The organism is Oscillospiraceae bacterium (genome assembly GCA_025757985.1).
Classification (GTDB): Bacteria; Bacillota; Clostridia; order Oscillospirales; family Ruminococcaceae; genus Gemmiger.
The window spans coordinates 2,144,960-2,168,122 of the sequence record CP107210.1 but is presented as its reverse complement, the minus strand read 5'-3'; the positions used below and the strand labels follow the sequence as shown (position 1 = coordinate 2,168,122).

Genomic DNA, 23,163 nt, shown 5'->3' with positions numbered 1-23,163 from the left:
ATTGTGGTGATAACCAAGGCTGATACAGGCTGGTTTGTCCGCTGATTTTGGACGATGCTTGTAGCGGAAATACTGCCCGGAAACCAAAAAACAATGTAGGTACGAAAATAAGCAAAATTGCTCGTTTTGGGGCAAAAATGGCGACTTTTTGGGAAAAATGCAAGATAAGATGCAAGATAAGATGCAAGATAAGCCCTGCCCAAAAAGCTGGATAATGGTGCAGATTTGCGGACACGAATGAGAAAAAATGCAAGAAACAAAAAAATGAGTAAGTGGTTTTTAGGGTTCCACTTTAGAAACAAGGAGAACCCGAAATGAAGAAAGAAACTATAAGCAAAGACCCGCTGGCAGAAAAGATTGAAGAAGTCCTAACGCCCTATCCGGACCCGATGAGCCGCAACGATTTCCGCATCGTATGCCATATCGGAACACGAACCTCGCTTTATCTCCTGCAAAGCGGACTTGTTCCCTGCAAAAACAACGGAAAGAAAACACGCTGCTATAAAATCGCCAAGAAAGATGTTGCCGAGTATCTCTACCGCCGAGAGTCCGACCCGATGCGCTACACTCCGCCCAGCGGGTGGTATTACAACTACCCCAAGCACAAGAAACCTGCCGCATCGTTAGAGCGCAAGCTGAACTATAAGGGTGAAGAACGGCTGCTGGCCAAGGAATGGTACGAGCAGCAACTGGCAAATTACCCGGATGTACTGACCGTTGCGCAAGTCTGCGAGGTCACAGGCTACCAACGCCACACCATTCTGAAATGGTGCAGCAAGGGCTTGCTGAAAACCATCTTACAGACACCCAAGTACATGATTCCCAAAGTATGGCTGCTGGAATTTGTGACATCCGATTTTTTCAACGAAATCAGCCGAAAATGTGGAAAACACTATGCCGCCATCAAGGAAATCGGTGGTTCACGCAAAGCCCGATAAGATGACTATTCGACCTCATGTGAACGCTAACACTTTAAGACTGCTTCCATCGGTCTGATATGGTTCCCATTTCAATTTTCCAGTCACTGACTGGAAAATTGGATATCTGAGATATGCAAGCCCCAAAATCTAGTTAGACAAATCTCCCAAGGCATATTCAGCTTTTACGCAGAACTCAATTTGCCAGACACTGTCTGGTAAATTAGCTAGCCAAATACAACAGGCTTATATGCAACGATCCTGCGGTCATACAAATCAAGAAAAGCGCTCAGATACAGCTTCTTTATCACGGGACCGTCATAGTACTTAAACGCTGTGACATCGGTCAGCCACTTTTCATTGGGTCTGTCTGCGTAAAATTCACGATTCAAAATGTTTTCTGCTGTTGTTTCCGGTGTGGACGGAATATAGCTTGCCCGTTTTCTGCGGCAAACAGACTTTTAAGCGAAGGTATCTCATCAGCCGGCGAATCCGCTTGACATTGTATTGAGTATTTTTGTCACGGTTAATGGTTATCGTCATTTGCCGATAGCCAAGGATTCCATTCTGCTCTTCATACAATTCCTTGACCCATTCGATGATTCGTCTGTTCTCTGTTTCGACTTGGCTTTCCTTTCGCCGTAACCACTTGTAATAGGAAGATCGATTAAGATTAAGAATATCGCATAATCGGTTGACCGAATAGTGCTTCTCCTCATGTACACTGCGGACTGCAAGATGCTTCTTCTCTTGCCTTACTCCGCTCAGACATCCCACCTCTCCAATTCTTTCAATTTTTTTAACAGAGCAATCTCCATCTCCTTGTCTTTGATCTGTGCTTGAAGCAGCTTGTTTTGCACACGAAGTTTCTCGACTTCGGTCATTTCACTCTCCGGCTTGTTCCTGCCTCTGCCATCCACCAGACCTGCAACGCCTTTTTCTTCGTACTTTCGTACCCATGCGTAAATCTGTTGATACGATACGCCATAAGTCTTTATCGTCAGCGGATAGTTCTTGCCATGTTCAATACAAAACGCTACGATCTCCGCGCGTTCCTTTTCTGTTGTCTTTCTGCCCTTGGTCATATAAATCTCCGTTCCGGCTGCTCGCCTCTCCTTGATTTCTTTATGACCATTATACCACTTTATCCAGTTCCGCAGCTGCTTTTTGTCTTTAATCCCGTGTTTTTTGCAAATAGTCCGTAAACTGCCACCGCCTCCAAGATAATCTTGCACTGCTTGCAGCTTTAGTTTCCTGTCGTAGTACTTGTTCCTTCTTCTTGACATAATAAAGCCCCCTTAGTGTAGACTTGAAAATTTTTGCTTCTTTAGATGTCTACTCTAAGGGAACTATATCAGTTCATCCTTTGAACTGCCGGGACGTTGTTCATTCTTTTCGTCGCTGATACTCCGTAGGGGTCAGGCCGTACTGCTGCTTGAACTGCCGGGCGAAGGCGCTCGGGCTGGGGAACGCCAACAGATTGGCCAGCGTGGCGATGGTCGGAGAATAGTTGTCCAAAATATAGCGGGCGTAGTTCAGTTTTTGTGCGCGGATGTACTCGGTGGGGCGAAAGCTGGTTTCCTTAAGAAACAGTGCGGACAGATGATTGGGAGAAAGATTGACCAGCTCGGCCAGTTCCGTCAGGCTGATGGGCTCGTGGATGTGCATCAGGATATACTCGCAGCACTGCTTGATCTCCTTGCGGCAGGATTGCAGCCGCCAGTCCTGCATGACCTGGCAGTATTCCCGGAACGCGCTGAGGGATAAGAACCGGATCTCCTCAATGCTTTCGGTCTCGTCTAAGTGCAGCAAATAGGAATCGCTGATGCTGTAGGCGAGATTCTCCGGCAAGCCGTTGTCGATGGCCGTGCGGCAAAACAGCGTGACCGAAGCCACGGTGGCGTATCGCGCCTGCTGGATCGACGAGGTGCTCATCACCCCAAAGCGAAACGATTCCTGCTTGTTGTAAGCACGAGCCAGAAACTCATCGGCCAGCACGGCGTTGCCCAGTGCGATGAACGACAGAAAGCGTTTTTCCTTGACGCGATTCGAGTCTCCACTTGCCGTTTCCTCCAACTGTGCGTAGGTGCTCGCCCGATAACGCTCACGAATCTTGACCGTGACTTCCTTCAAGTGGTTGTTGGATTTTTCCTCAAAGATACCGGGCCGCATAAAAAATCACCTTTTCGTTGAAATCGTGTTGAGATAGTTTATACCATATAGTCATTATACGTCTTGCTGTGTAAAATAGCAAGTAAGGAATGCGCGGTACAATGCCGTTGCCAAATAACAGACAAGGAGAATAGAATATGAAGCGCGATTTGAAAGCATTGATCGGCCAAATGACATTGGAAGAAAAAGCCAGCCTTTGCTCCGGCTCGGATTTCTGGCACACGCAGGGGATCGAGCGGCTGGGCATCCCGGCCGTGATGGTGACCGACGGCCCGCACGGTCTGCGCAAGCAGGCAGGTGAAGCGGACCACCTCGGCCTGAACGACAGCGTCGAGGCTGTCTGCTTCCCGGCCGGGTGCGCCACCGGTTCCAGCTTTGACCCCGACCTTTTGGAGCACATGGGTCAGGTTTTGGGCGACGAGTGCCAGGCCGAGGATGTCAGCATCCTGTTGGGACCCGCCGTCAACATCAAGCGCAGCCCGCTGTGCGGCCGCAATTTCGAGTACATTTCTGAGGACCCGTATCTGGCCGGTAAGCTGTCCGCTGCGTACATTCGCGGCGTACAAAGCCGGGGCGTGGGGACCTCCATCAAGCACTTTGCCGCCAACAATCAGGAGACCCGCCGCCTGACCATCTCCTCGGACCTCTCGGAGCGTGCGCTGCATGAGATCTACCTGCCCGCCTTTGAGGAAGCCGTCAAGACCGCCCAGCCCAAAACGGTGATGTGCAGCTACAACAAGATCAACGGCGTGTATGCTTCCGAAAACAAGATGCTGCTCACCGACATCCTGCGGGACCAATGGGGCTTTGAGGGGTACGTCGTCAGTGACTGGGGTGCCGCCAATGACCGTGTGAAAGGCTTGGAAGCGGGTCTTGACCTGGAGATGCCTTCCTCCAACGGTTACAACGATGCCAAGATCGTCGCGGCTGTGCAGAACGGCTCGCTGGACGAGGCGGTACTGGACCGTGCGGTGGAGCGCATCCTGAAGGTCATGTTCTCCTATGTGGATGCCCGCCGCCCCGACACCGTGTTCGACCGCGCCAAAGACCACGCCGAGGCCGTTGCCGTCGAGACGCAGTGCGCGGTACTGCTGACCAATCAGGGTGTTTTGCCGTTGGGCACGGATCAGAAGATCGCCTACATCGGCGAGTTTGCCGCGGCACCGCGCTATCAGGGCGGCGGCTCCAGCCACATCCATCCCAGCCGCGTGACCTCCGCGTGGGAGGTTGCGCAGCAAAAGGGCCGCAACGTCTGCTACGCCAAGGGCTTCTCGGCGATGCGGGACGAGATGACCGACGCAGAGTTGGCCGAGGCCATTCAGGCGGCACAAAACGCCGATGTCGCCGTTGTCTTTGCCGGTTTGCCCGAATCGTTTGAGTCTGAAGGGTATGACCGCACTTCGATGGAGCTGCCTGCCTGCCAGAATCGCCTGATCGACGAGATCGCAAAGGTCCAGCCCCATGTGGTCGTGGTCCTGCACAACGGCAGCGCGGTCGAGCTGCCGTGGGCCGACCGCGTCTCGGCCATTCTGGAACTGTATCTCGGCGGCGAGGGCGTCGGTGAGGCCGCCGACCAACTGCTGTACGGCGAGACCAACCCCAGCGGACATCTGGCTGAGACCTTCCCGCTCCGTTTGCAGGACAACCCCAGCTATTTGCACTTTCCGGGCAATGACGAGCGTGTTGCCTATGGCGAGGATGTCTTTGTCGGCTACCGCTACTACGATACCAAGCAGGTCCCTGTCCGCTTTGCGTTCGGTCACGGCTTGTCCTACACCGAGTTCGCTTACAGCAATTTGCAGCTTTCCGCGCCCGCATTGCAGGATGGCCAGACTGTCACCGTCAGTGTGGATGTGACCAACACCGGCAAGGTGGCCGGGCGCGAGGTCGTCCAGCTTTACATCCGCGACAAAAACGGCACACCGGAGCGTCCCAGCAAAGAGCTGCGCGGCTTTGCCAAGGTACTGCTGGAACCGGGCGAGTGCAAGACGGTGACCCTGACGCTGGCGGCACGCGACTTGAGCTACTATGAGGAACGCCTGCACGACTGGTTTGCCCCCAGCGGTGTGTATGAGGTCATGGTGGGTCGCGCCAGCGACGACATCCGCCTGACGGCCGAGTTGTCCTTTACCACCGAAAAACAACTCCCCTTTGTCGTAACACTGACCACCACACTAGGCGAGTTGCTGACCTGCCCCAAGACCGCGCCGACCATCATGCAGTTGTTGGCCCCGCTTGCGCAAAGCGCCGGTACCGACGGGTTGGATGAAGGGTCGATGAACATGATGAAAAAGATGATCATGGAAATGCCGCTGAAATCTCTGGTCAGCGTGATCCCCGGTGATCAGGTCGAGCTGCTGATCCAGCAGATGAACCTGCTGCTGGCGCAGTAAAGGGCTTTGTATCTGAAGTTCTCTCGTGATCCCCTGTTACACGGCGCGGGACATCCGGAAACTCAAGTGAAGAAAGAAGATAGTTTGTATGAAAAAAGTAGGAAAAGTCCTTTTGATCATTGCTCTGATCCTGGTTCTGCTATTAGCGCTGGCTTATGGTGCTCTGCAAGGTCTTTTGGGCCATGGGCCGTTCCGCTTCCTGAACACGATGTACCTCAAAGGCTTGCCCGGCAACGCCGAGATCTACCGCCCCGAAAACGTGGCGCCGGTGGAGAACAGCCCGTTGAGCGGTATGAACCTGTGCTTTTTGGGGTCCTCGGTGACCTTGGGGGCTACCTCGCTGGAAACCTCCTTTGCGGAGTACATTGCCGTTCGCAACAACTGCACCTATGTCAAAGAGGCTGTCGGCGGCACCACATTGGCCGACAACGACAAGACCTCCTACATCCAGCGGATGCTGCACAATATCGACCCCAACGCACAGTTTGATGCGTTCATCTGCCAGCTTTCCACCAACGATGCAAGCAACGCGATCCCGCTGGGGGAAATCAGCAGTTCCCGCAATTTGGAGGACTTTGACACCAAAACCGTCCTTGGCGCGCTCGAATACATCATCGTATATGCCGACACCACATGGCATTGCCCGGTGGTGTTCTATACGGGCACCCAGTACGACAGCCCCGCCTACGGCAAGATGGTGGAGCAGCTGCTGAAGTTGCAGGAAAAGTATGAGATCGGGGTCATCGACCTGTGGAATGATGCCGAGATGAATCAAGTTTCTGAGGAAGATTACAAGCTCTATATGTTCGACGGCATCCATCCCACGCAGGCTGGCTACCTGAACTGGTGGACCCCCAAGATGGAGGCGTACCTGTACGATTATCTGGGCCAATAAAGGGCCGCGTTTTCCTTCTTGACACAACAGGAGGCACCCGAAATGGGTGCCTCCTGTTGCATTTTGAAACTATAAAAACGGTGGTCTTGGCGCGGATCGCACCAAGACCACCGTTTGCTATGGCATACACCGGCGGGTGCGCCCAGAGCCACGCATCGTACGGAGTAAACAAGGGCTCGAATTGTTTGTTCATAAGCAACCTCCTGTAAACGTCCTTGCTGTTTGGGGCGGGAAGCGACTTTATATGATGGTCGTCTCCGTTTCGTTCCCTTACTTTATTATACAGTTTGAGATAGGCAGGCTCTATACGTTATAGACGAAATCTATATGAAATGGACGTTCCTCTCCCGATCGTGCGGCGCAGTTCCACGCCTACCCGGATACAAGCCGTTGGTGTTCCCTTGCGGGATGTACTCCGCTTTCCCGGAACTGCGGAGAAAGCCGTTGAAATCATACAGGATTAGTTGTTTCCGTGTGGTGGCAGCACGTGGAGCGTGCTATAATAATGGCGAGAACCAACCCAACAGCGTAAAAAAGTCGGCATCAAAACCGATGACTGACCATGGACGGCACGCTCTTTGGTTTCCGTTGGGGTAAAGCAGATTTCCCGTAAGATATTCGTAAAAGGGAGGACGAAACGGGTATGAAAATCGTTTGTGGGGCATTGGCCGCTCTTTTGTTCTGTGTGGCAGGCGCGATTTGGTATGTGTATCAAAAAAAGGCGGTGTTTCTGCCGGCACTTTTCGGCTTATGCGGCTTCCCCAAGATAAAGGAAAGCTGTTATTATGATGGAAGCGGCCACTTCCGACCGGCAACCAAGGAGGACAAGGTCGGTTTTTTTATGCAGCATCCAATCTTTGGCGGCTTTTATCATATGTTCTTCAATCTGGAGGATAACGCGCTAAAAGCCATTGCCCCTGCAAAGTACAAGGATTTCATGCAGGCACAGGGCCGTGCGGAACAGACCGACACCGCGCTGGATGCGTTCAATTATCTGACGGGCCTTGTGGAGAAGGGACAAGCCAAATTGGTGTCCGGCCTGTACCCGCAGGAAGCCATGAAGGACCATCCCGATCGAAGCCATCTGACGGGAATGTTTTACTACGGGCAGCCGGGCAAGCCATTTGCCATTGTGGTTCCCGGGGGCGGTTTCATTTCTAATGTGACGGATTGCGAGGGATACCCCATCGCGATGGAACTGCATAAAATGGGATATTCCGTCTTTGTCCTCAGCTATCCGATCGGCAAGCAACTGGGCGAAACAGAGCCGTTGAAGCAGGGGCAGGCAGCTGCTAAGGAACTGACACAGGCGATCCGTTATCTGACGAACCATCAAAAGGAACTTGCGATCTGTATGGATGATTATGCCATCTTCGGGTTCTCGGCCGGGGGACTTATGACGACAGCCTATTCTTTTGCAAGCTATGCCGATTGCTGCCACAATCATCACCTGCCAAGGCCGAAGGCAATTTTTCCTATGTACGGACTGGATTGGAATATCAAAGCACTCCCGGAGGATCAAGGTTTGGCCGTGTTTTCCATCGCAGGGCGTCAGGATGAGTTCGGCTTTGCCAACGTAGAAGCACAGCTTCCGGCGTTGGAAAAAACACTGGGCAGAGAAAATGTGAGCGTCAAAATCATTGACGGTCTGGGGCATGGCTTTGGCATTGGGTCAGAAACCAAAGTGAAAAACTGGCTTCAGGAAGCAGTTGTCTTTTGGGAAGCGCACAGATAACAGAGAAGCGAGGAAAACCGTATGGGCGAGATTTATGCTGCAAAAACCAATCACATCACAAACCCTGTAGGCTATGCTCTGAAGCCGCTGGTGTTTTCGTGGAAGGTAAAAGGGTGCAAAGGGCAGGAACAGCGCCACGCAAGGATCATGATCAGCAAAGAGCCGACCTTTACCACGCTTTGCTTCGATACGGGAGAGGCCGCACTTGACAGCCGCGCCGCAAGGGTAGAATTTGATCCACAACCCTGCACAAGATATTACTGGAAAGTCCTTGTGGCAACGGATGCCGCAGAAACGATCGAGTCCGACGTGCAGTTTTTTGAGACCGCCAAAATGGAGGAGCCATGGACAGCCCAGTGGATCACCTGTGACAGCAGCCAGCAACGTCATCCGATTTTTTCCAAGCGGATCAGCCCGACCCGGGCAGTTGCACGCGCAAGGCTGTATATTTGCGGTCTGGGATTGTACGAAGCATATTTTCTGGGGGAAACCAGCAAAGTATCGAGCAAAATCGGCGACGAGTATTTAACGCCGTACTGTAACAATTATGCACAGTGGATTCAGTACCAGACTTATGATGTTACGGAGCAGGTATCAGAAGGTGGTATGCTGTCGATCCTGCTGGGAAACGGCTGGTACAAAGGGCGGTTCGGATTCAGCGATCCTGAGCGGAAAGAATACTATGGAAGTGAATGGAAGCTGATCGCGGAGATTCACATTGCGTACCAAGATGGCACAAACGAGGTGGTCGGCACCGATGAGACTTGGTCGGTAAAACGAAGCAACCTGTGGTTCTCCAACATTTATGACGGCGAACGGCGGGATGATACCTTGCCGCCTACCCCGGAATGCTGCGCACGGATCGCACAGGCACCGAAGGGGCGGCTTATGGAACGGCTGTCTATCCCGGTCAAGGCACAAATGCTGCGGAAGCCGGTGGCGTTGATCCATACGCCGCGCGGTGAAGAAGTATTCGATTTGGGGCAGGAAATCACAGGAATTTTCCAACTGCGTGTGCGGGAACCGGCGGGGACAACGATTCGCATTCAAACCGGCGAGGTGCTTCAAGATGGGTGTTTCTATAACGAAAACCTGAGAACGGCACTTTCGGAATATATCTATGTCTCAGATGGAAAAGAAAAAACCATTGTTCCCCATTTTACATACTACGGCTACCGTTATGTAAAGGTCAGCGGTGTTTCCAACCTGTCATGCGAGGATTTTACAGCCATCGTGCTGCACAGCGATTACGAGAGCATCGGCAACGTGAAAACGGGCAATGCGCTGGTAAATCAACTGATCTCTAATGTAGAATGGGGCATGAGGGGAAACTTTCTCGATGTGCCAACCGATTGCCCGCAACGCGATGAGCGAATGGGCTGGACCGGCGATACGCAGGTCTTTTCCGCAACGGCAAGCTATCTGGCCGATTCGTTTGCCTTCTATCGGAAATATTTATACGATCTGTATCAGGAACAGCTCTTGGCTGGCGGTATGGTCCCCGAGGTCGTCCCCACATTCGGACCGAGCAAGTGTTCCTGCGCATGGGGCGATGCTGCGTGTATCATTCCGTGGAATGTATATTTGTTCAGCGGTGACAAAACGATCCTTGAAAACCAGATCGAGAGCATGAAAGCATGGGTCGATTATATCCGCAAGATCGACGGCAATCACCATGGATGGAGACAGGTTTTTCATTACGGAGACTGGCTGGCGCTTGACCGTGCCGGGGCCGTTGCAAACAGCGTTTACGGGGCGACGGACGAAGCCTACATCGCTGACATCTACTATGCGGCAAGTGCCCAGATCGTTGCCAAAGCGGCCGCAGTTCTCGGTCTGGAAGAAACAAGACAGAACTACCAGGCCATCGCCGACCGCCAGTGGCAGGTGGTGAAGGAAGAATATTTTACCGCTACCGGCAGATGTGCCGTGAAAACGCAGACAGGGCTCGTCCTTGCACTGAAATACCATTTGTCGGACAATGAACGTCTGACGGAGCAGATGCTCCGAAAACTCCTTCGGGACAACAAAAATAAGCTGAACACCGGCTTTGTGGGGACCCCGCTGCTGTGTAACGTCCTGACCGAGCATGGCATGACGGATTTGGCTTATCGGCTGCTCCTGAACGAGGAGTACCCGGGCTGGCTCCACGAAGTAAAGTTGGGGGCCACAACGGTGTGGGAGCGCTGGAACTCGCTGGATGAAAACGGTCGCATTTCCAGCACCGGGATGAACAGCCTGAATCATTATTCCTATGGCGCTGTATTGGAGTGGATCTTCCGCCATGTAGCCGGGATCGATGTGACGGAGCAAGGCCCGGGCGGCAAGATGATGCGCATCAGCCCCAAGGTGGATCACAAGTTGGGCTCGGCAAGCGCGGTTTACGATTCGGCCAGCGGGTGCTATCGCTGTGGGTGGCAGATCGAAAACGGCGACCAAATCACAGTCACCATCACCGTTCCGTTCGGTGCAAAGGCGCAGGTGATCCTTCCGTATGCGCCAGACTCCGTATACCACGATACGGATAACCCTTTGTTTGAAACGGTGGAAAACGGGATCTGCTGCGTAAAGGCCGGGCAATATACGGTCACCTACAAGGCCGCAAGCCCCTTGAAAAAAAGCTACAGCGTAGACTCCACGCTGGAAGACTTGTTGGCTGAGCCGGCGATCAGGGCGTTCCTTTCCAATATGATGGAGGTGGATATGATCCCGGATCTTGCGTATGGGCTTACGCTGCGGCAGGCCGCAGAAGCTTTCGCGGGCGGGGTGAGCGCGGAGCAAGCACAACGTCTCAACGTATTGCTGGAAGAATTTTGAACGTTTCAGGAACACGTTCCCGACGAAGGAACGCTAATTTCTACAAGCGCAGGAGACCATTATGGAGCTTACAAGACTTAAAGCAAACAGTCAATACAGACCATGAAGATATAGAAGTGGATATCCCCTGCAACACTACGGCAGTGGTAAACCTGCCAGACGGAAGTTCGTACAAGATCGGAAGTGGTCCCTATACGTTTGATTGCGATGTAAAGCAGTAATTCCGGGCAAAACGTCAGATCAGCGGGCGGCACCGCGATGGAACGCCCCATTTTCCAACACACGGAAAGGAAGGATAACATAATGGAAAACGCTGTTACCAAAAAGGAAAAATTCAGCTACGGTATGTATTTTATGGGCCAGAACGTATTCTACGGCCTGATTGGATACATGACCACTTATTTCACGGATGTCGGCATCACGGCGGCTTTGGTTGCGGTCGTGGCACTGATCACAAAAGTATGGGATGCCATCAACGATCCCATCTTCGGCATGATCATGGATAAGGTGCATTTTAAGAAAGGAAAATTTCTCCCCTGGCTCCGAATTTCTGTCATCGCGATCCCGGTCTCTACCATTCTTCTTTTCGTGATCCCTACGGGCATCCCGTTGGTGGCCAAGCTCATCTGGGCGACCCTTGCCTATATGCTGTGGGATACGGCCTATACGCTTTGCGATGTGCCGATTTTTGGCATTGTCACTACAATGACGCTTGACCAGAAAGAGCGCGTGTCCCTGAACAGCATCGGAAGAATTTTTGCAATTTTTGCCGGCATTGTGACCGGCATCCTTTTGCCACTGGTCCGGCAGAGTTTGGGCGGCTGGGCTACGACTGTGATCGTGTTGTCCATTTTGTCCGCTGCCATGATGATCCCGATGTGTCTGTTTGCAAAAGAGCGCGTGATCGAAAGAGAAAAAGCACGGGATGGAGGAGCCGAGGAAAACTATACGCTGCGCGATATGGTCGAATGCCTGCGTTCCAATAAATACCTGTTGATTTTCTTTGCTGCTCCTCTTATCAGCAGTCTGCTCAATGTTGGTGCCACCTGGGGGTTATACATTGCCCGGTATTGCCTCGGCGGCGAAGAAATTGCTTCCTTTGTCTCGATGGCGGTGATCGTTCCGACACTGATCGGTGCGGCGATTGCTGTACAACTATGCAAGAAATATGACAAATTCAAAATTTTCTATTTCTCCTATATGTTTGCTTTGATTTTGGGCATCGTTCGCTACATAGCCGGATATGAGAACATGATGGTCTATGTGATCCTAAACGCACTGGGTGGATTTCCGCTGGGCATCGCCGCGATCCTGCAATACCAATTCACCCCCGATTGTTATGAGTACGGGCAGTACAAAACCGGACTGAAAATGCGTGGCGTTACTTTTGCGGCGCAGACGTTCTTTACCAAACTGAACGGTGCGATCGCAACCGCCGCCAGCGTTTTTGCCCTGACTCTGATCGGTTTCAAAGAAGGTGAGGGCGTCATTCAGGCGGCAGGATTTGCCGATAAATTGTGGACCTTCAGCTGCCTTGGCAGCATCATTGGGGGAATCTGCACGCTGCTCATCCTGCACCTGTACAAACTCAACGACCATGATGTTCAGCTCATGTCCAAGTGCAACAATGGTGAGATCACCCGCGAGGAAGCGGAAGCACAGATGATCAATCGGTACTAAGTCATCTCTACGTCAATCACTTGCGGCTGAGAAGCACTTTTTCCTGCATCCCTCCCAAAAATCCAATCGGTATCAGAATCCCGGATTTTTTGGGGGGGATTTTGCCGCATGATCCCGTTGGACGATCTGATCGGCTGTTTCTCGTTTGTACGGGAGAACAGCATAAAATCATTTGTTTTGCTAAACTTTGGAGGCAAGCTGCAACACATGAATGGATAACGCCCAAAGGCACCGACGACGAACGGTATAGCCTGCGGGAATTGTTTCAGTTCCTTCGCTTCAAGCCAGTCTGGACGCACTTCCTCACGATTCTGCTATCCACGGTCGGCACCTCCCTTAGCAGTGGCACCGGCACCTTTTTCTACACTTATATTATGAAGGATCTTAAACTGATGTCAGGTGTTTCGGTTGTTTCCCTTGTGATTACTCTGCTCGGCATGGCTGTGGCACCTGTTTTGGCAAACAAAGTCGGAAAGAAAAACGTTTTTCTCGCGGGGATCATCGTTGCCGTAGGTGGGTCACTGATCCGGTTTATAGATGTCCGGTCTCTGCTGCTGATCTATTTGGGCGCTGTTTTCGCCGGGATCGGTGGGGGTTTTATCGGACCCCTTGCCTACGGCATTCAGGCCGACAACACGATGTATGTGCAATATAAAACCGGCAAACGAGCCGAAGCCGCCGTCGCATCCCTGTCCTCTTTTGTCTCCAAAGCCGCCCAAGGCGTTGCGGGGGCAATCCCTGGATATATGTTGGCGGCAACAGGATTTATTGGAGGAGCAGCGCAACAACCGCAGAGCGTCGAAGGCGGCATCATCTTCTGTTCCATCATGCTTCCGCTGATTCTGTGCGCTGCTGCCGGGCTGGTTTTTGGGACCTTGTACCCTCTTGGAAAAAAAGAAGTCGATGAAATAACTCTGGCGATTGAACAGGGTGTCTCCACAAAATGACAACCCCAAACACTTTTTCTTACACGCCATCCACCAGAAAATCCAATCGGCATCGGAATGCCGGGATTTATTACGGAAGCAACGCAGCAACCACAGAGCAATGAAGCATAATGCTGCTCAAAAATGCCAGCGCAGAGGAAAAACGGGAGTTCGTGCGGACCTTTTCTGTTGTCTTTCTGCCCTTGGTCATATAAATCTCCGTTCCGGCTGCTCGCCTCTCCTTGATTTCTTTATGACCATTATACCACTTTATCCGGTTCCGCAGCTGCTTTTTGTCTTTGATCCCGTGTTTTTTGCAAATAGTCCGTAAACTGCCACCGCCTCCAAAATAATCCTGCACTGCTTGCAGCTTTAGCTTCCTGTCGTAGTACTTGTTCCTTCTTCTTGACATAATAAAGCCCCCTTAGTGTAGACTTGAAAATTTTTGCTTTTTTAGATGTCTACTCTAAGGGGACTATATCAATTGTCAGCGCATTATCAGTGAATACAACTATTCAAAAATGAGCATTTTGATATATATCATAGGAGATTACGGTACAATTCCCCAAATTCTTTGTCACCCCCGCTGTATCACCCGATACAGCGGTATTTTTTTATCAAAAAGGAGTTTTCTACCTGATAAACGAGAACAAAATCCGTATTCTGTATGTTCAGCCGGGCAAGCATCCGGAAAAACGGTTCGCTATGAATAAGCTGCGCACTCTTCAGCAGCTTGTCGGTGGGGATATGCAAGCCGTATACCCATGGTCAAAGGACGATGTGGCGCTTATCTGCAACGATTCGGGCAAGGTGGACGGTCTGCCGCTGAACCGTTGCATTGAGGACTACGATGTTATCGCGGGCAATTTCTTCATCTGCGGTTTTTCCGGGGAGGAATTTTGCAGCCTGACCGACAAGCAGCTCCGACACTACGAAAAGCTGTTTCGTGACCCGGAGCTGTTCTTGCCGACCCCCATTGGCATTATGCCGATGAAATGCACCCCTGACCAGTACAGACGCCTGATGCAGGAGCGCAGCGCCGCCAATCGTGGGGAGCGTTGACTATGGAGTATAAGAGCAAGCGGCTGATACGCGCGGCATTGCAAAAAGCTGAAGCCAAGCGAAAGCAGACAGTGCGGCAGGCGGAATCGGCAGCAGATACCGAGCAGCAGACGCCGGAAGAATACGCCCAGACGGTTGTTTCCGAAAAAGCTGCACACGCGGCAGAGAACTTGCAAAGCAAGGTGCTGGACACAGGACGAATCAGCTACCGTCAATTTCGGATTTTGCAGGAAAAGCGCCAGCGTGTGCCAACCACACACGTTGCCCAGCCCGCTGAAACAGAAAATACCCCCTTGGGGCAATCCGCTGACAAGAGAGAAACCTTCAAGCGCCAGCGCTTTCGGCAAAAGGCGCTGGATAAGCGGGAAATCAAAACGCCCGATTCCTACCGTGACAAAATGCAGACACTGAAACGCCAACACCTCACGCGCGAAACGGTGCGTCGCCATCTGCAAAAGCAGGCGGGCGGCACGGTGCTTGGCAGCGGCGTCAGACTGCCCGACACAGTTCCTGTCTTTTCCGGTGGAGGCATCAAGCAAGCCGCGCTGGGCAGAGTTCGCACGTTGCTACAAGCTGCGTGGCTGCGGCTGAAAGCGATACTGACGCGCACGATACGGCGTGCAGCCGGTTCGCTGATGGCGCTGCTTGGCGCGGGCGGCGTGGTGCTGTTGCTGGCGATGGTCATAGGCGCGGCCGCGGCGGTCATCGGCTCACCGATGGGCATTTTGTTTGCCGATGAATCTGGCGACCCGAACAGCATCCGCATTGCCGAAATCGTTGCCGAAACCAATACAGACTTTGGCACAGCGATCAACGACATTGTGTCGGCGCATCCGGAATGCAGCGAAACCACGATGGAATACGACTACGAGGACGGTCACACTTGGGCGAGCTACTGGCCCGAAGTGCTGGCCGTCTTTGCTGTACAGAACAACCTGAACAATGACGGCGATGTGGTCGTCATTGACGAAAGCAAGAAGCGGTTGATTCAGGACACCTTTTGGGCGATGCACGAAATAAGCGCCGAGGTGGAGGAAATAACCGCCACGCCGGAACCGACCGAAGACGAACCCGACCCGGAGCCGGTCACGGAGTACGTTCTGCACATCACGGTCAGCAGCAAATCGGTGGACGCGCTGGCAGATTTGTACCGCTTTACGCAAGACCAGCGGGACATTTTGCACCAGCTGCTTTCCGAGGAAATGCGCCCCAGTCTGCTTGCCCTGTGCGGTGGGATTGCCGTTGCCGATGGCGCGCTGTGCTGGCCGCTGCCGGGACATACTTATATATCCTGCCACTTCGGGGAAGTGGACGCTTTCGGCAATGCCGGGCATCGCGGCACAGATATTCCTGCACCGGAGGGAACACCCATCTTGGCTGCCCACAGCGGCACGGTGCTAATCAGCGGCTGGAACGACAGCTACGGCAATCAGGTGTTGCTGGATAACGGCGCAGGCTTGTCCACGCGGTACGCCCACATGACGCAAACTGCCGTTACCGCAGGGGAAGCGGTAACGGCAGGGCAGGTTATAGGTTATGTAGGCAATACCGGCGACAGTACTGGGAATCATCTGCATTTTGAGGTTATGCAAAATGGCGTGAGAATGAACCCCTTGGAGTTAGTGTTCGGACAGTAATGGTGAGATACTGGCAGTTTATAAGCAGCTGAAGCAAGAATCTTGATGATTGTTGTATGAACTATTTACCTTATATCTGTTACTTCGAGCAATTTCGACACAAATAAGAACTACAATTCATACTAGATTCACCAATTAAAAACAAGGAGTGGTCTTTTATGGAAAAGAAATTCGCAATGTCGTTATCACAATCCTATCGGAAGGATCTTCTCGATGCCATGCAGCTGGCTGAACAGGGGATGCTGTCGCCCTCGCAGCAGGCATACTGCTTTGAGGAAATCGAGGACACCAAGGGTACTGCATTGTACCCTGCGGACGGGGACGAGTTGTTCCGGAAGCTACGCGCTGCATTGGGCAAAAGAACGCAAATTTCCGAGCGCCAGCGGGCGGAAACCGAGCTACACAAGTTGGGCGTAGAACTCTTGTTCCATATCTATATAAACAGGTTCACCTTCGCAGAAATCACCCACAACACGGCAACCACCAAATATGACGCCATCATCTACCTTGATGAGTGTGCCACCAACGAGGAAAAGCGCGCCAATGCCGCAGCGATACGCAAGGCGTTTGATGCGTGGCTGGAGGAAAACGGTCTTACGGCAGATCCCACCTCCTTAACTGAAGTGCCCGATCCGTGCGAGGGGCGCTTTGATACATTAACCGGGGCGATTGCGCATATCGACCATATTTTACGCTTTCCCGACCTGCTGCATATCTGAAACACCGCGTCTGAAAAAACTTTTTTCAAAATTCGGTATTCATTCGTTAATATAATGGCAATCACGCGAAAACTGATACATCAATGCTGAACGCTCTACCGCGATTTATATTACAATATTTACATATTATAGTATAAATGGGAAAGGGTGTATCTGCTTGCTTCAGGTAGCCGAATATGAGAATTTTGTCCGTAAGCGCATCACGCAGCTGCGCCATCGCCTTCATGTTTCTGAACATAAAATGAGCCTTGACCTTGGCAAAAGCGGCAGCTATATGCGCAGTATTTCGATCGGCAAGGCAATGCCCTCAATGCACGAATTCCTGCGCATCTGTGAATACCTCGGCGTAACCCCGCAGGAATTCTTTACCGGTGCCGGGGACGAATCCGACCGTATCAACATTTTTAACCGACTGCAAGACCTCGATGACGGTGACATACAGAAATTGCAGATAATCCTTGATTGGATAGAAGAAAAGTAAATCCGCTTTCTGCCCGACAAGTTTTTGCTTGCCGGGCTTTTCTTTTTGTAGGGCTTATTTAGTGGAAAGGCGTATTGCATGGCAGATGTGCTTGACGCTCCGGTAAGCGGAGACATGCCGTATTAAGGCAGGGAAAACTTCAAGCGCTACTGTGTCCTTTCAAAAGTCCCTTCGCCGCGTAGTTTTTCGTGTATTATTCGTATGCCAGATGGTTTTTATAACCATCTGGCGTATTTTTTTGTTCCTTTTTTGTTTTGGCGGCAGAGGACCGCCGTTTTCTGCCCGCGCGCCTCCGAATTTTGAGGTCTATTCAATGAAACCCAAAATTCAGGAGGTTTACGATGGCAAAGAAAAATAAGCTATGGTTTAGTGGTGAGGACGCGCAACTGGCTGCGCGCTTTACAAAGTGTTTGACGAAAGCCCTTTACAATCGCCGCGTATCCTATCTGCGCGCGAAAGCAGAGGAGGCCGCAAACGAAATTTCTATCGAGGAATGTTCCGAGGAAGTGGATAAAATGTATATGCCTACGACAAGACCGGTGGAGGAAATTGTCGAATCGAAACTGATGTGGGAGAGCATCCGAAAGTATCTGCACAAGCTGACGCCGAGGGAATGCGAGGTTATGATCTCGCTGTATGTGGAACAGCTTTCTGTGTCCGAAACGGCTGCCAAGCTGGGTGTCGAAAAGAACACCGTAAGTACACACCGGCGCAACGCTTGCGAGAAAATCCGTAAGGAAATGGAGGAAAATTAAGATGGGCGCATTTAGAGATGCACTATTTGGGGCAAAGAACGGCGACAGCAATGCTGTGGAGCTGCTGTATAACCAGTTTTCGCCGCTTTTGCTGAAATGCAGCATAGTGAATGGTCACCGCGATGAGGACTTGTATCAGACCTTGCTGATTGAGTTTTTGCAGGTCATCCGGAAATTCAGGGTCTAAAAAAGAGAAAGTGGAGCCTCGGCTCCACTTTCTCTTTTGGTTTGGTATTCGTAATTACAGTTCCGGCAGAATAATCACAAATATGTCGTAATCGTAGGAACCGTCTATATTCAGGGGGTTTTTCTGGAACACCATATAGCAAAAAAATCACCATTCGTGTAGCCCGAAAAAATATTTTACCAAAATCGAAAATTTTTCTCGAACTTTTTTGATTTTTCGCGTTGTTCTTATATAGAGGGACAAAAAAGCCCTCTTTCCCCCTTTTCTGCACCTTGGCAACCGAATATCCGAATCACCGGCTACATACAACTGACCTTGCCGCAACCCAAGGAGCGTTTCGGCAGGTGCGTCCCGCCTCTGACGCGATGAGGCTGCCTAACCGCAGCGGAGCGCCTCCAGAGGCGGGAGAGGTGGCGTGGAACACATACCTCAAGCGAAGGGTCAGCAATCATGATACACACCGTGGCGATGCTCTCAAGGCGTCGGCGGTACTGCCAACAACGTGGTACAGGAAGTGTGAGCTGTTTCCAGCAGCCGGGCCGGTGGTTCGCCCTTATATCCGGGGAGTAGTGTCGAATAGGGTATACAATTTGATTCCAGATTATGGCGGCCACAAGTTTTCAACAAGTGACCGCCATGCTTGTGGAATTAAATCCGCAAATTTTCAAAAAAGAGGTGTTTTGTATAAGCAGCAAAGGATTTAACCAGCGCGATGCCTACCGTGTGATGCTGCGCAAGTATCCCGATGTGATGAACATCGAGCAGATGTGCGATGCCCTGCGAATCAGCACCAAAACGGGGTACAAGCTGCTGCATGAGGGCAAAATTCCGGCGATGAAAATCGGGCGCTCGTATCGCATCCCCAAAGCCCACCTGTTTACCTACCTTCAGATTTGTGGTCAACACTGTCGAGCAGAGAATCGACAGTGTTGATTGTTTTGCGCCGATGCGTTATGCTGTTCTTGTCAACAGCAGATCGGGGGCGACCCAAACCGAAGGAGGTATTTATTTATGGTCGCAGGGCATCTGCAAGAAAAAAATGGTATCTACTATGTGGTATTAACCTACAAAACTTATGACGGCAAACGCAAAACCAAATGGCAATCCACGGGCTTGCCCATCAAGGGCAACAAGCGGCGCGCCGAGGCGATGATGCGTGAGCTGCAAGACGACTTTGAGCCACCCGTTGACCCCAACGGTCCGCCCAGCAAAGCTATGCTGTTTGCGGATTATCTGGTGCAATGGCTGGAAATCGCAAAGTCAACCGTCAAGCTGACAACCTACGCCAGCTACAAAGAACTGTCGAACAGCAGAATCATTCCTTACTTTAGAAATCTCGGCGTTACGCTGGGCGACCTGAAAGCGGTTCATATCCAAGCATTTTATCAGGAACAGTTGGAGCGTGTGAAGCCCAATACGGTCATTCACTATCATGCGGTTATCCACCGCGCTTTGAAATACGCAGTGAAAACAGACCTGATCGATGTGAACCCCGCCGACAAGGTAGACCGCCCGAAGAAAAACGAATTTACCGGGAACTTTTACAGCAAGGATGAAATGAACGCACTGTTCGACGCTGTGCGCGGCAGTAAAATTGAGGTGGCAGTTATGTTGACTGCCTTTTATGGTCTGCGTCGCAGCGAGGTTGTAGGGCTGAAATGGGCTGCTGTAGACTTTGAGCAGAACACCCTTGAAATCTGCCACACGGTCACAACGGTTCGGCTGGATGGAAAAGAAGTACTTGTAGAATCCAATGGCACAAAAACCAAATCCAGCAAGCGCACCTTGCCGCTTGTACCGGTTTTCCGGGAACGGCTGCTGGCCTTGCAGGAGGAACAGAAAGAAAACCGCAAGCTGTGCGGTAGGTGCTACAACAAAAAATACGCAGACTACATCTGCGTAGACGCAATGGGCAATCTGCTCAAGCCGGATTATCTCTCCAATTCGTTCCAGATTATCTTGCAAAATTATCATCTGCGGCGCATCCGCTTTCACGATTTGCGCCACTCTTGCGCCAGTTTGCTTTTGGCAAACGGTGTCCCGATGAAGATGATTCAGGAGTGGCTGGGACACAGCGATTTCTCTACCACCGCGAATATTTATTCGCATTTGGACTACGCTTCCAAGGTTTCTTCGGCAGAAGCGATGCTGAACGGGCTTGGAATGGGTTCAAATCCGGGAAATGACACTTAAAAAAATGTGATTTCTCTCCAAAACAGGGCGTTTTCTCTCCTGTTATGAAATTGTCAAACTCAAAAATTCCGTTTTTTGCATAAAAAAAACGGTACAAAGTGCTTAAAAAAGCTCGTTGTACCGTTGATTGGCGGAGCATCAGAGATTTGAACTCTGGCGGCGCTACAAACGCCCTATCGCATTTCGAGTGCGACCCCTTCGACCTCTTGGGTAATGCTCCCTATAGTAATCCCCCAAAATCTTCTCCGGAAAAAGGAGAGAAAAGTAGGAGAGAACAGCAAATATTTAATTGTAGAAAATGGCGTGTTTTTGACGATGGTTCGCTAGAAAATCAATAGCAACTTCCAAAATGCCTGCTTGATTTCGAGTCAATCTCGTTACGACCGCTTCGATACGTCTGCTTATTTAGTTTTTATCGCACCGCCCCGCACAGCGTTTGGAAAAATGCGAGATTTCGATGCAAGATAACGATGAAAAGTTGAGTACGCGACACCCGATAAAGCCCGCCGTTATGGGATTTCCTGCGGACAAGGTGACCTGCCGGATGCAAACTTTCGAGTGCTCCCTCTTACGACCGCTTGAGTACATCTGCTTATTCGGCGGTCGGCTGTGCAAAGCAAATTGCGTATACAGTATTATACCAGCTGCAGCGGGGATTGTCAATTCTTCGGGGGCGGGAAGTTGGAAAATTTGGCGGGCGCTGTGCGGATGGCGGTGCTTCTAAGGTGCGGCCGGTGTGTTTGCGTAGATAGGCGGGGAAAAGGAGTCACAAAAACGCCGCGCGGGGTTTCCGGGGCGGGAGACACCGTGCGGCGTTGTGTTGGAAGGGGAACAGCAAAAGCCCTGCGCGATCAGGCGCAGTTTTTCAGGATGCCGAAGGCGGCGGCTACCAGAGCCAGAGGCAGCAGCAGCGGCAGCAGGCTGCCCAGAATGGCGAAAACCACCAGCAGCGGCAGTGCGATGACGAAGAGCAGCGTGGCGGCAATTTTGGCAAGGCCCCAGGTGACATGAAACGCCAAGCCGACCGATTTGACGAAAAGCCAGACAAAAACAAAAATGACAAACAGGGTAAACATACGATCTATCTCCTTTTTTCTGCGTGTCGATACAAGCTGCAGACAGGCAAGCCACCTTCGAGATGTCGGGACGATCGGGGCTGCCTTACTGTGTAATACGATTCTAGCATGCGGCTTATTGCAAAAACAGGTAGAAAAAAGAAAAATAGAGGGCTTTATTCTCTCCTGACAGAGAAAATAGCGGCTGCGCGGCGGCGTTTTACGGCTGCGACAGCTTGGCCTTGTAGGCCTCGGCATCGATCTGGCCGTTGGCGAGCATCCGCTCGGTCCAGAGCTGCAGCGTTTCGACGGTGACCGAGATGCGCTCAAGTTCCTGACGGATGCGGATGAAGTCATCGATCTCATCGCTGGAGATCTGGCCATCGGCAGTGATCTCGATCAGGCGCTCCTTTTTCTTGTCCATTGCGTTCAGGGAGGCCAGCATCTCGAGCACGATGGCGGACAGCTCCCGCACCGAGACCTGCGGCACATACTCCCGGCCGATGGGGCACTGGCGCGAGCAATAGTAGTTGCACAGCGCGGGCCGCTTGTATTTTTCGGCCATGGTCAGCACCTCATCGGGGCGGGGGACGGTGCGCTCGTTTTCAATCTTTTCAATGCGCTCGGGGGCTATCGTTTCCAGCAGCTCGCTGGCCTTTTCCCGGGTGAGGCCCAGTTCCTCGCGGGCAAGCTGGTAGCTGTTTTTGTTTTCTTTGGTGGATGTACGTCCCATGTTTGGCCTCGTTTCCTTATTATAGATAAAAGCGTAGCACATTTTCCGGTTTGCCGCAAGGGATTCGACAGGGAATTGTTGCACTTTGCGCGCGGAATTGCTATAATATATTCTGTAAATTTGTATGCAACGGAGGGCTTCTCCCATGAACTGGATCGATAAACTCGAACGCCGCTATGGCAACCTTGGTATACCGTACCTTATCAACGGGCTGATGATCGGTCAGCTGGCAGCGGGCCTGATCGTGCTGCTGTTCGACTGGAAATTTGCCTCGATGATCTCGCTCAGCCGCATCTCGGTGCTGCAGGGGCAGATCTGGCGTCTTGTCACATTTTTGTTTCAGCCCATCTGGCTGGGCGGCGTGCTGGGCGTGCTGAACCTTGTGTTTTACTTCTGGATCGGCAACGCGCTGACCCGCGTCTGGGGCGATTTCCGGATGACGCTGTTTATGGCGTTGGGCGTGCTGGGTGCCTGGGTGGGCTGCTTCCTGACCGGCTCGGCCGGGCCGAGCGCCATCTTCCAGAGCATGCTGTTTGCTTACACCTGGCTTTGGCCGGACCAGATGGTGCTGCTGTTCGGCATCATCCCCTTTAAAATGAAGTATCTGGGCTGGTTTGAGCTTGCCTTGTGGGCCGTCAGCTTTGTGATGGGCGACTTTGCGACCAAGATCAGTCTGGTGCTGGGGCTGTCCGGCTTTCTGGCGTTCTACGGACGCGAGGTCTTTGACTGGTGCCGCGATGCCCTGACAAGCTGGAAGCGCCGCCGCGACTGGGAAAACCGCAACCGCTGATTTTGCATGGATACCA

The 23,163-nt window shown here is 51.8% G+C and carries 22 protein-coding genes and 1 tRNA gene; 16 read left to right on the top strand and 7 right to left on the bottom strand.

Going from position 1 to position 23,163, the window contains the following annotated elements; translation table 11 throughout:
* Positions 1–314: 314 nt before the first annotated feature.
* Positions 315–938 (top strand): helix-turn-helix domain-containing protein, encoded by a 624-nt coding sequence (locus OGM67_10525; protein ID UYJ34016.1) that lies wholly within the window; start codon positions 315–317, stop codon positions 936–938.
* Between the two features lie 206 nt (positions 939–1,144).
* On the opposite strand, the gene OGM67_10520 is transcribed toward OGM67_10525, so the two are convergent.
* The 3 genes from OGM67_10520 to OGM67_10510 form a co-directional block, all read right to left on the bottom strand.
* Positions 1,145–1,309, bottom strand: coding sequence for a hypothetical protein (locus OGM67_10520; protein UYJ34015.1), 165 nt, complete (start codon positions 1,307–1,309; stop codon positions 1,145–1,147).
* Between the two features lie 372 nt (positions 1,310–1,681).
* On the bottom strand, positions 1,682–2,203 hold the full coding sequence (locus tag OGM67_10515; protein ID UYJ34014.1) for a helix-turn-helix domain-containing protein: 522 nt from the start codon (positions 2,201–2,203) through the stop codon (positions 1,682–1,684).
* A 100-nt stretch (positions 2,204–2,303) separates the two neighbouring features.
* Positions 2,304–3,089 (bottom strand): AraC family transcriptional regulator, encoded by a 786-nt coding sequence (locus OGM67_10510; GenBank protein UYJ34013.1) that lies wholly within the window; start codon positions 3,087–3,089, stop codon positions 2,304–2,306.
* Between the two features lie 137 nt (positions 3,090–3,226).
* On the opposite strand from OGM67_10510, the gene OGM67_10505 reads away from it, so the two are divergent.
* The 6 genes from OGM67_10505 to OGM67_10480 all read left to right on the top strand — a co-directional run bounded on the left by OGM67_10505 (position 3,227) and on the right by OGM67_10480 (position 13,556).
* Complete coding sequence (locus OGM67_10505) at positions 3,227–5,482, top strand: glycoside hydrolase family 3 C-terminal domain-containing protein (GenBank protein ID UYJ34012.1); 2,256 nt, start codon at positions 3,227–3,229, stop codon at positions 5,480–5,482.
* 88 nt (positions 5,483–5,570) lie between these two features.
* Positions 5,571–6,377 (top strand): SGNH/GDSL hydrolase family protein, encoded by an 807-nt coding sequence (locus tag OGM67_10500; GenBank protein ID UYJ34011.1) that lies wholly within the window; start codon positions 5,571–5,573, stop codon positions 6,375–6,377.
* A gap of 643 nt (positions 6,378–7,020) precedes the next feature.
* Positions 7,021–8,112, top strand: a complete 1,092-nt coding sequence (locus OGM67_10495; protein UYJ34010.1) for an alpha/beta hydrolase — start codon at positions 7,021–7,023, stop codon at positions 8,110–8,112.
* A 21-nt stretch (positions 8,113–8,133) separates the two neighbouring features.
* On the top strand, positions 8,134–10,929 hold the full coding sequence (locus OGM67_10490) for a glycoside hydrolase family 78 protein (GenBank protein UYJ34009.1): 2,796 nt from the start codon (positions 8,134–8,136) through the stop codon (positions 10,927–10,929).
* 303 nt (positions 10,930–11,232) lie between these two features.
* Positions 11,233–12,609 (top strand): MFS transporter, encoded by a 1,377-nt coding sequence (locus tag OGM67_10485; protein ID UYJ34008.1) that lies wholly within the window; start codon positions 11,233–11,235, stop codon positions 12,607–12,609.
* Between the two features lie 101 nt (positions 12,610–12,710).
* The gene (locus OGM67_10480) at positions 12,711–13,556 is read left to right on the top strand and encodes an MFS transporter (protein UYJ34007.1); all 846 of its coding nucleotides are present in this window, start codon (positions 12,711–12,713) and stop codon (positions 13,554–13,556) included.
* 70 nt (positions 13,557–13,626) lie between these two features.
* Here the strand turns inward: OGM67_10480 and OGM67_10475 are convergent, their stop codons facing one another.
* Positions 13,627–13,947 (bottom strand): transposase, encoded by a 321-nt coding sequence (locus tag OGM67_10475; GenBank protein UYJ34006.1) that lies wholly within the window; start codon positions 13,945–13,947, stop codon positions 13,627–13,629.
* 293 nt (positions 13,948–14,240) lie between these two features.
* Between OGM67_10475 and OGM67_10470 the strand changes: the two genes are divergently transcribed.
* The 8 genes from OGM67_10470 to OGM67_10435 all read left to right on the top strand — a co-directional run bounded on the left by OGM67_10470 (position 14,241) and on the right by OGM67_10435 (position 20,569).
* Positions 14,241–14,597: a DUF3846 domain-containing protein gene (locus OGM67_10470; GenBank protein ID UYJ34005.1), complete on the top strand. Its 357-nt coding sequence runs from the start codon at positions 14,241–14,243 to the stop codon at positions 14,595–14,597.
* Between the two features lie 2 nt (positions 14,598–14,599).
* Positions 14,600–16,234 (top strand): peptidoglycan DD-metalloendopeptidase family protein, encoded by a 1,635-nt coding sequence (locus tag OGM67_10465; protein ID UYJ34004.1) that lies wholly within the window; start codon positions 14,600–14,602, stop codon positions 16,232–16,234.
* Positions 16,235–16,392: 158 nt separating this feature from the next.
* On the top strand, positions 16,393–16,953 hold the full coding sequence (locus tag OGM67_10460) for a hypothetical protein (GenBank protein ID UYJ34003.1): 561 nt from the start codon (positions 16,393–16,395) through the stop codon (positions 16,951–16,953).
* A 157-nt stretch (positions 16,954–17,110) separates the two neighbouring features.
* Positions 17,111–17,434 carry a helix-turn-helix domain-containing protein gene (locus OGM67_10455; GenBank protein ID UYJ34002.1) on the top strand — a complete coding sequence of 108 codons (324 nt, stop codon included), beginning with the start codon at positions 17,111–17,113 and terminating at the stop codon, positions 17,432–17,434.
* Between the two features lie 341 nt (positions 17,435–17,775).
* Positions 17,776–18,189 (top strand): sigma-70 family RNA polymerase sigma factor, encoded by a 414-nt coding sequence (locus OGM67_10450; GenBank protein ID UYJ34001.1) that lies wholly within the window; start codon positions 17,776–17,778, stop codon positions 18,187–18,189.
* A gap of 1 nt (position 18,190) precedes the next feature.
* Positions 18,191–18,376, top strand: a complete 186-nt coding sequence (locus OGM67_10445; GenBank protein UYJ34000.1) for a helix-turn-helix domain-containing protein — start codon at positions 18,191–18,193, stop codon at positions 18,374–18,376.
* Between the two features lie 603 nt (positions 18,377–18,979).
* Complete coding sequence (locus OGM67_10440; protein ID UYJ33999.1) at positions 18,980–19,309, top strand: helix-turn-helix domain-containing protein; 330 nt, start codon at positions 18,980–18,982, stop codon at positions 19,307–19,309.
* 78 nt (positions 19,310–19,387) lie between these two features.
* Positions 19,388–20,569, top strand: a complete 1,182-nt coding sequence (locus tag OGM67_10435; GenBank protein ID UYJ33998.1) for a site-specific integrase — start codon at positions 19,388–19,390, stop codon at positions 20,567–20,569.
* Between the two features lie 128 nt (positions 20,570–20,697).
* Here the strand turns inward: OGM67_10435 and OGM67_10430 are convergent.
* The 3 genes from OGM67_10430 to OGM67_10420 form a co-directional block, all read right to left on the bottom strand.
* Positions 20,698–20,789: transfer RNA gene (locus OGM67_10430), tRNA-Ser, on the bottom strand.
* Positions 20,790–21,420: 631 nt separating this feature from the next.
* Positions 21,421–21,645, bottom strand: coding sequence for a hypothetical protein (locus tag OGM67_10425; protein UYJ33997.1), 225 nt, complete (start codon positions 21,643–21,645; stop codon positions 21,421–21,423).
* 199 nt (positions 21,646–21,844) lie between these two features.
* Positions 21,845–22,357: a helix-turn-helix domain-containing protein gene (locus OGM67_10420; protein UYJ33996.1), complete on the bottom strand. Its 513-nt coding sequence runs from the start codon at positions 22,355–22,357 to the stop codon at positions 21,845–21,847.
* A gap of 145 nt (positions 22,358–22,502) precedes the next feature.
* On the opposite strand from OGM67_10420, the gene OGM67_10415 reads away from it, so the two are divergent.
* Positions 22,503–23,147, top strand: a complete 645-nt coding sequence (locus tag OGM67_10415; GenBank protein UYJ33995.1) for a Rhomboid family protein — start codon at positions 22,503–22,505, stop codon at positions 23,145–23,147.
* The last annotated feature ends 16 nt before the right edge of the window (positions 23,148–23,163 follow it).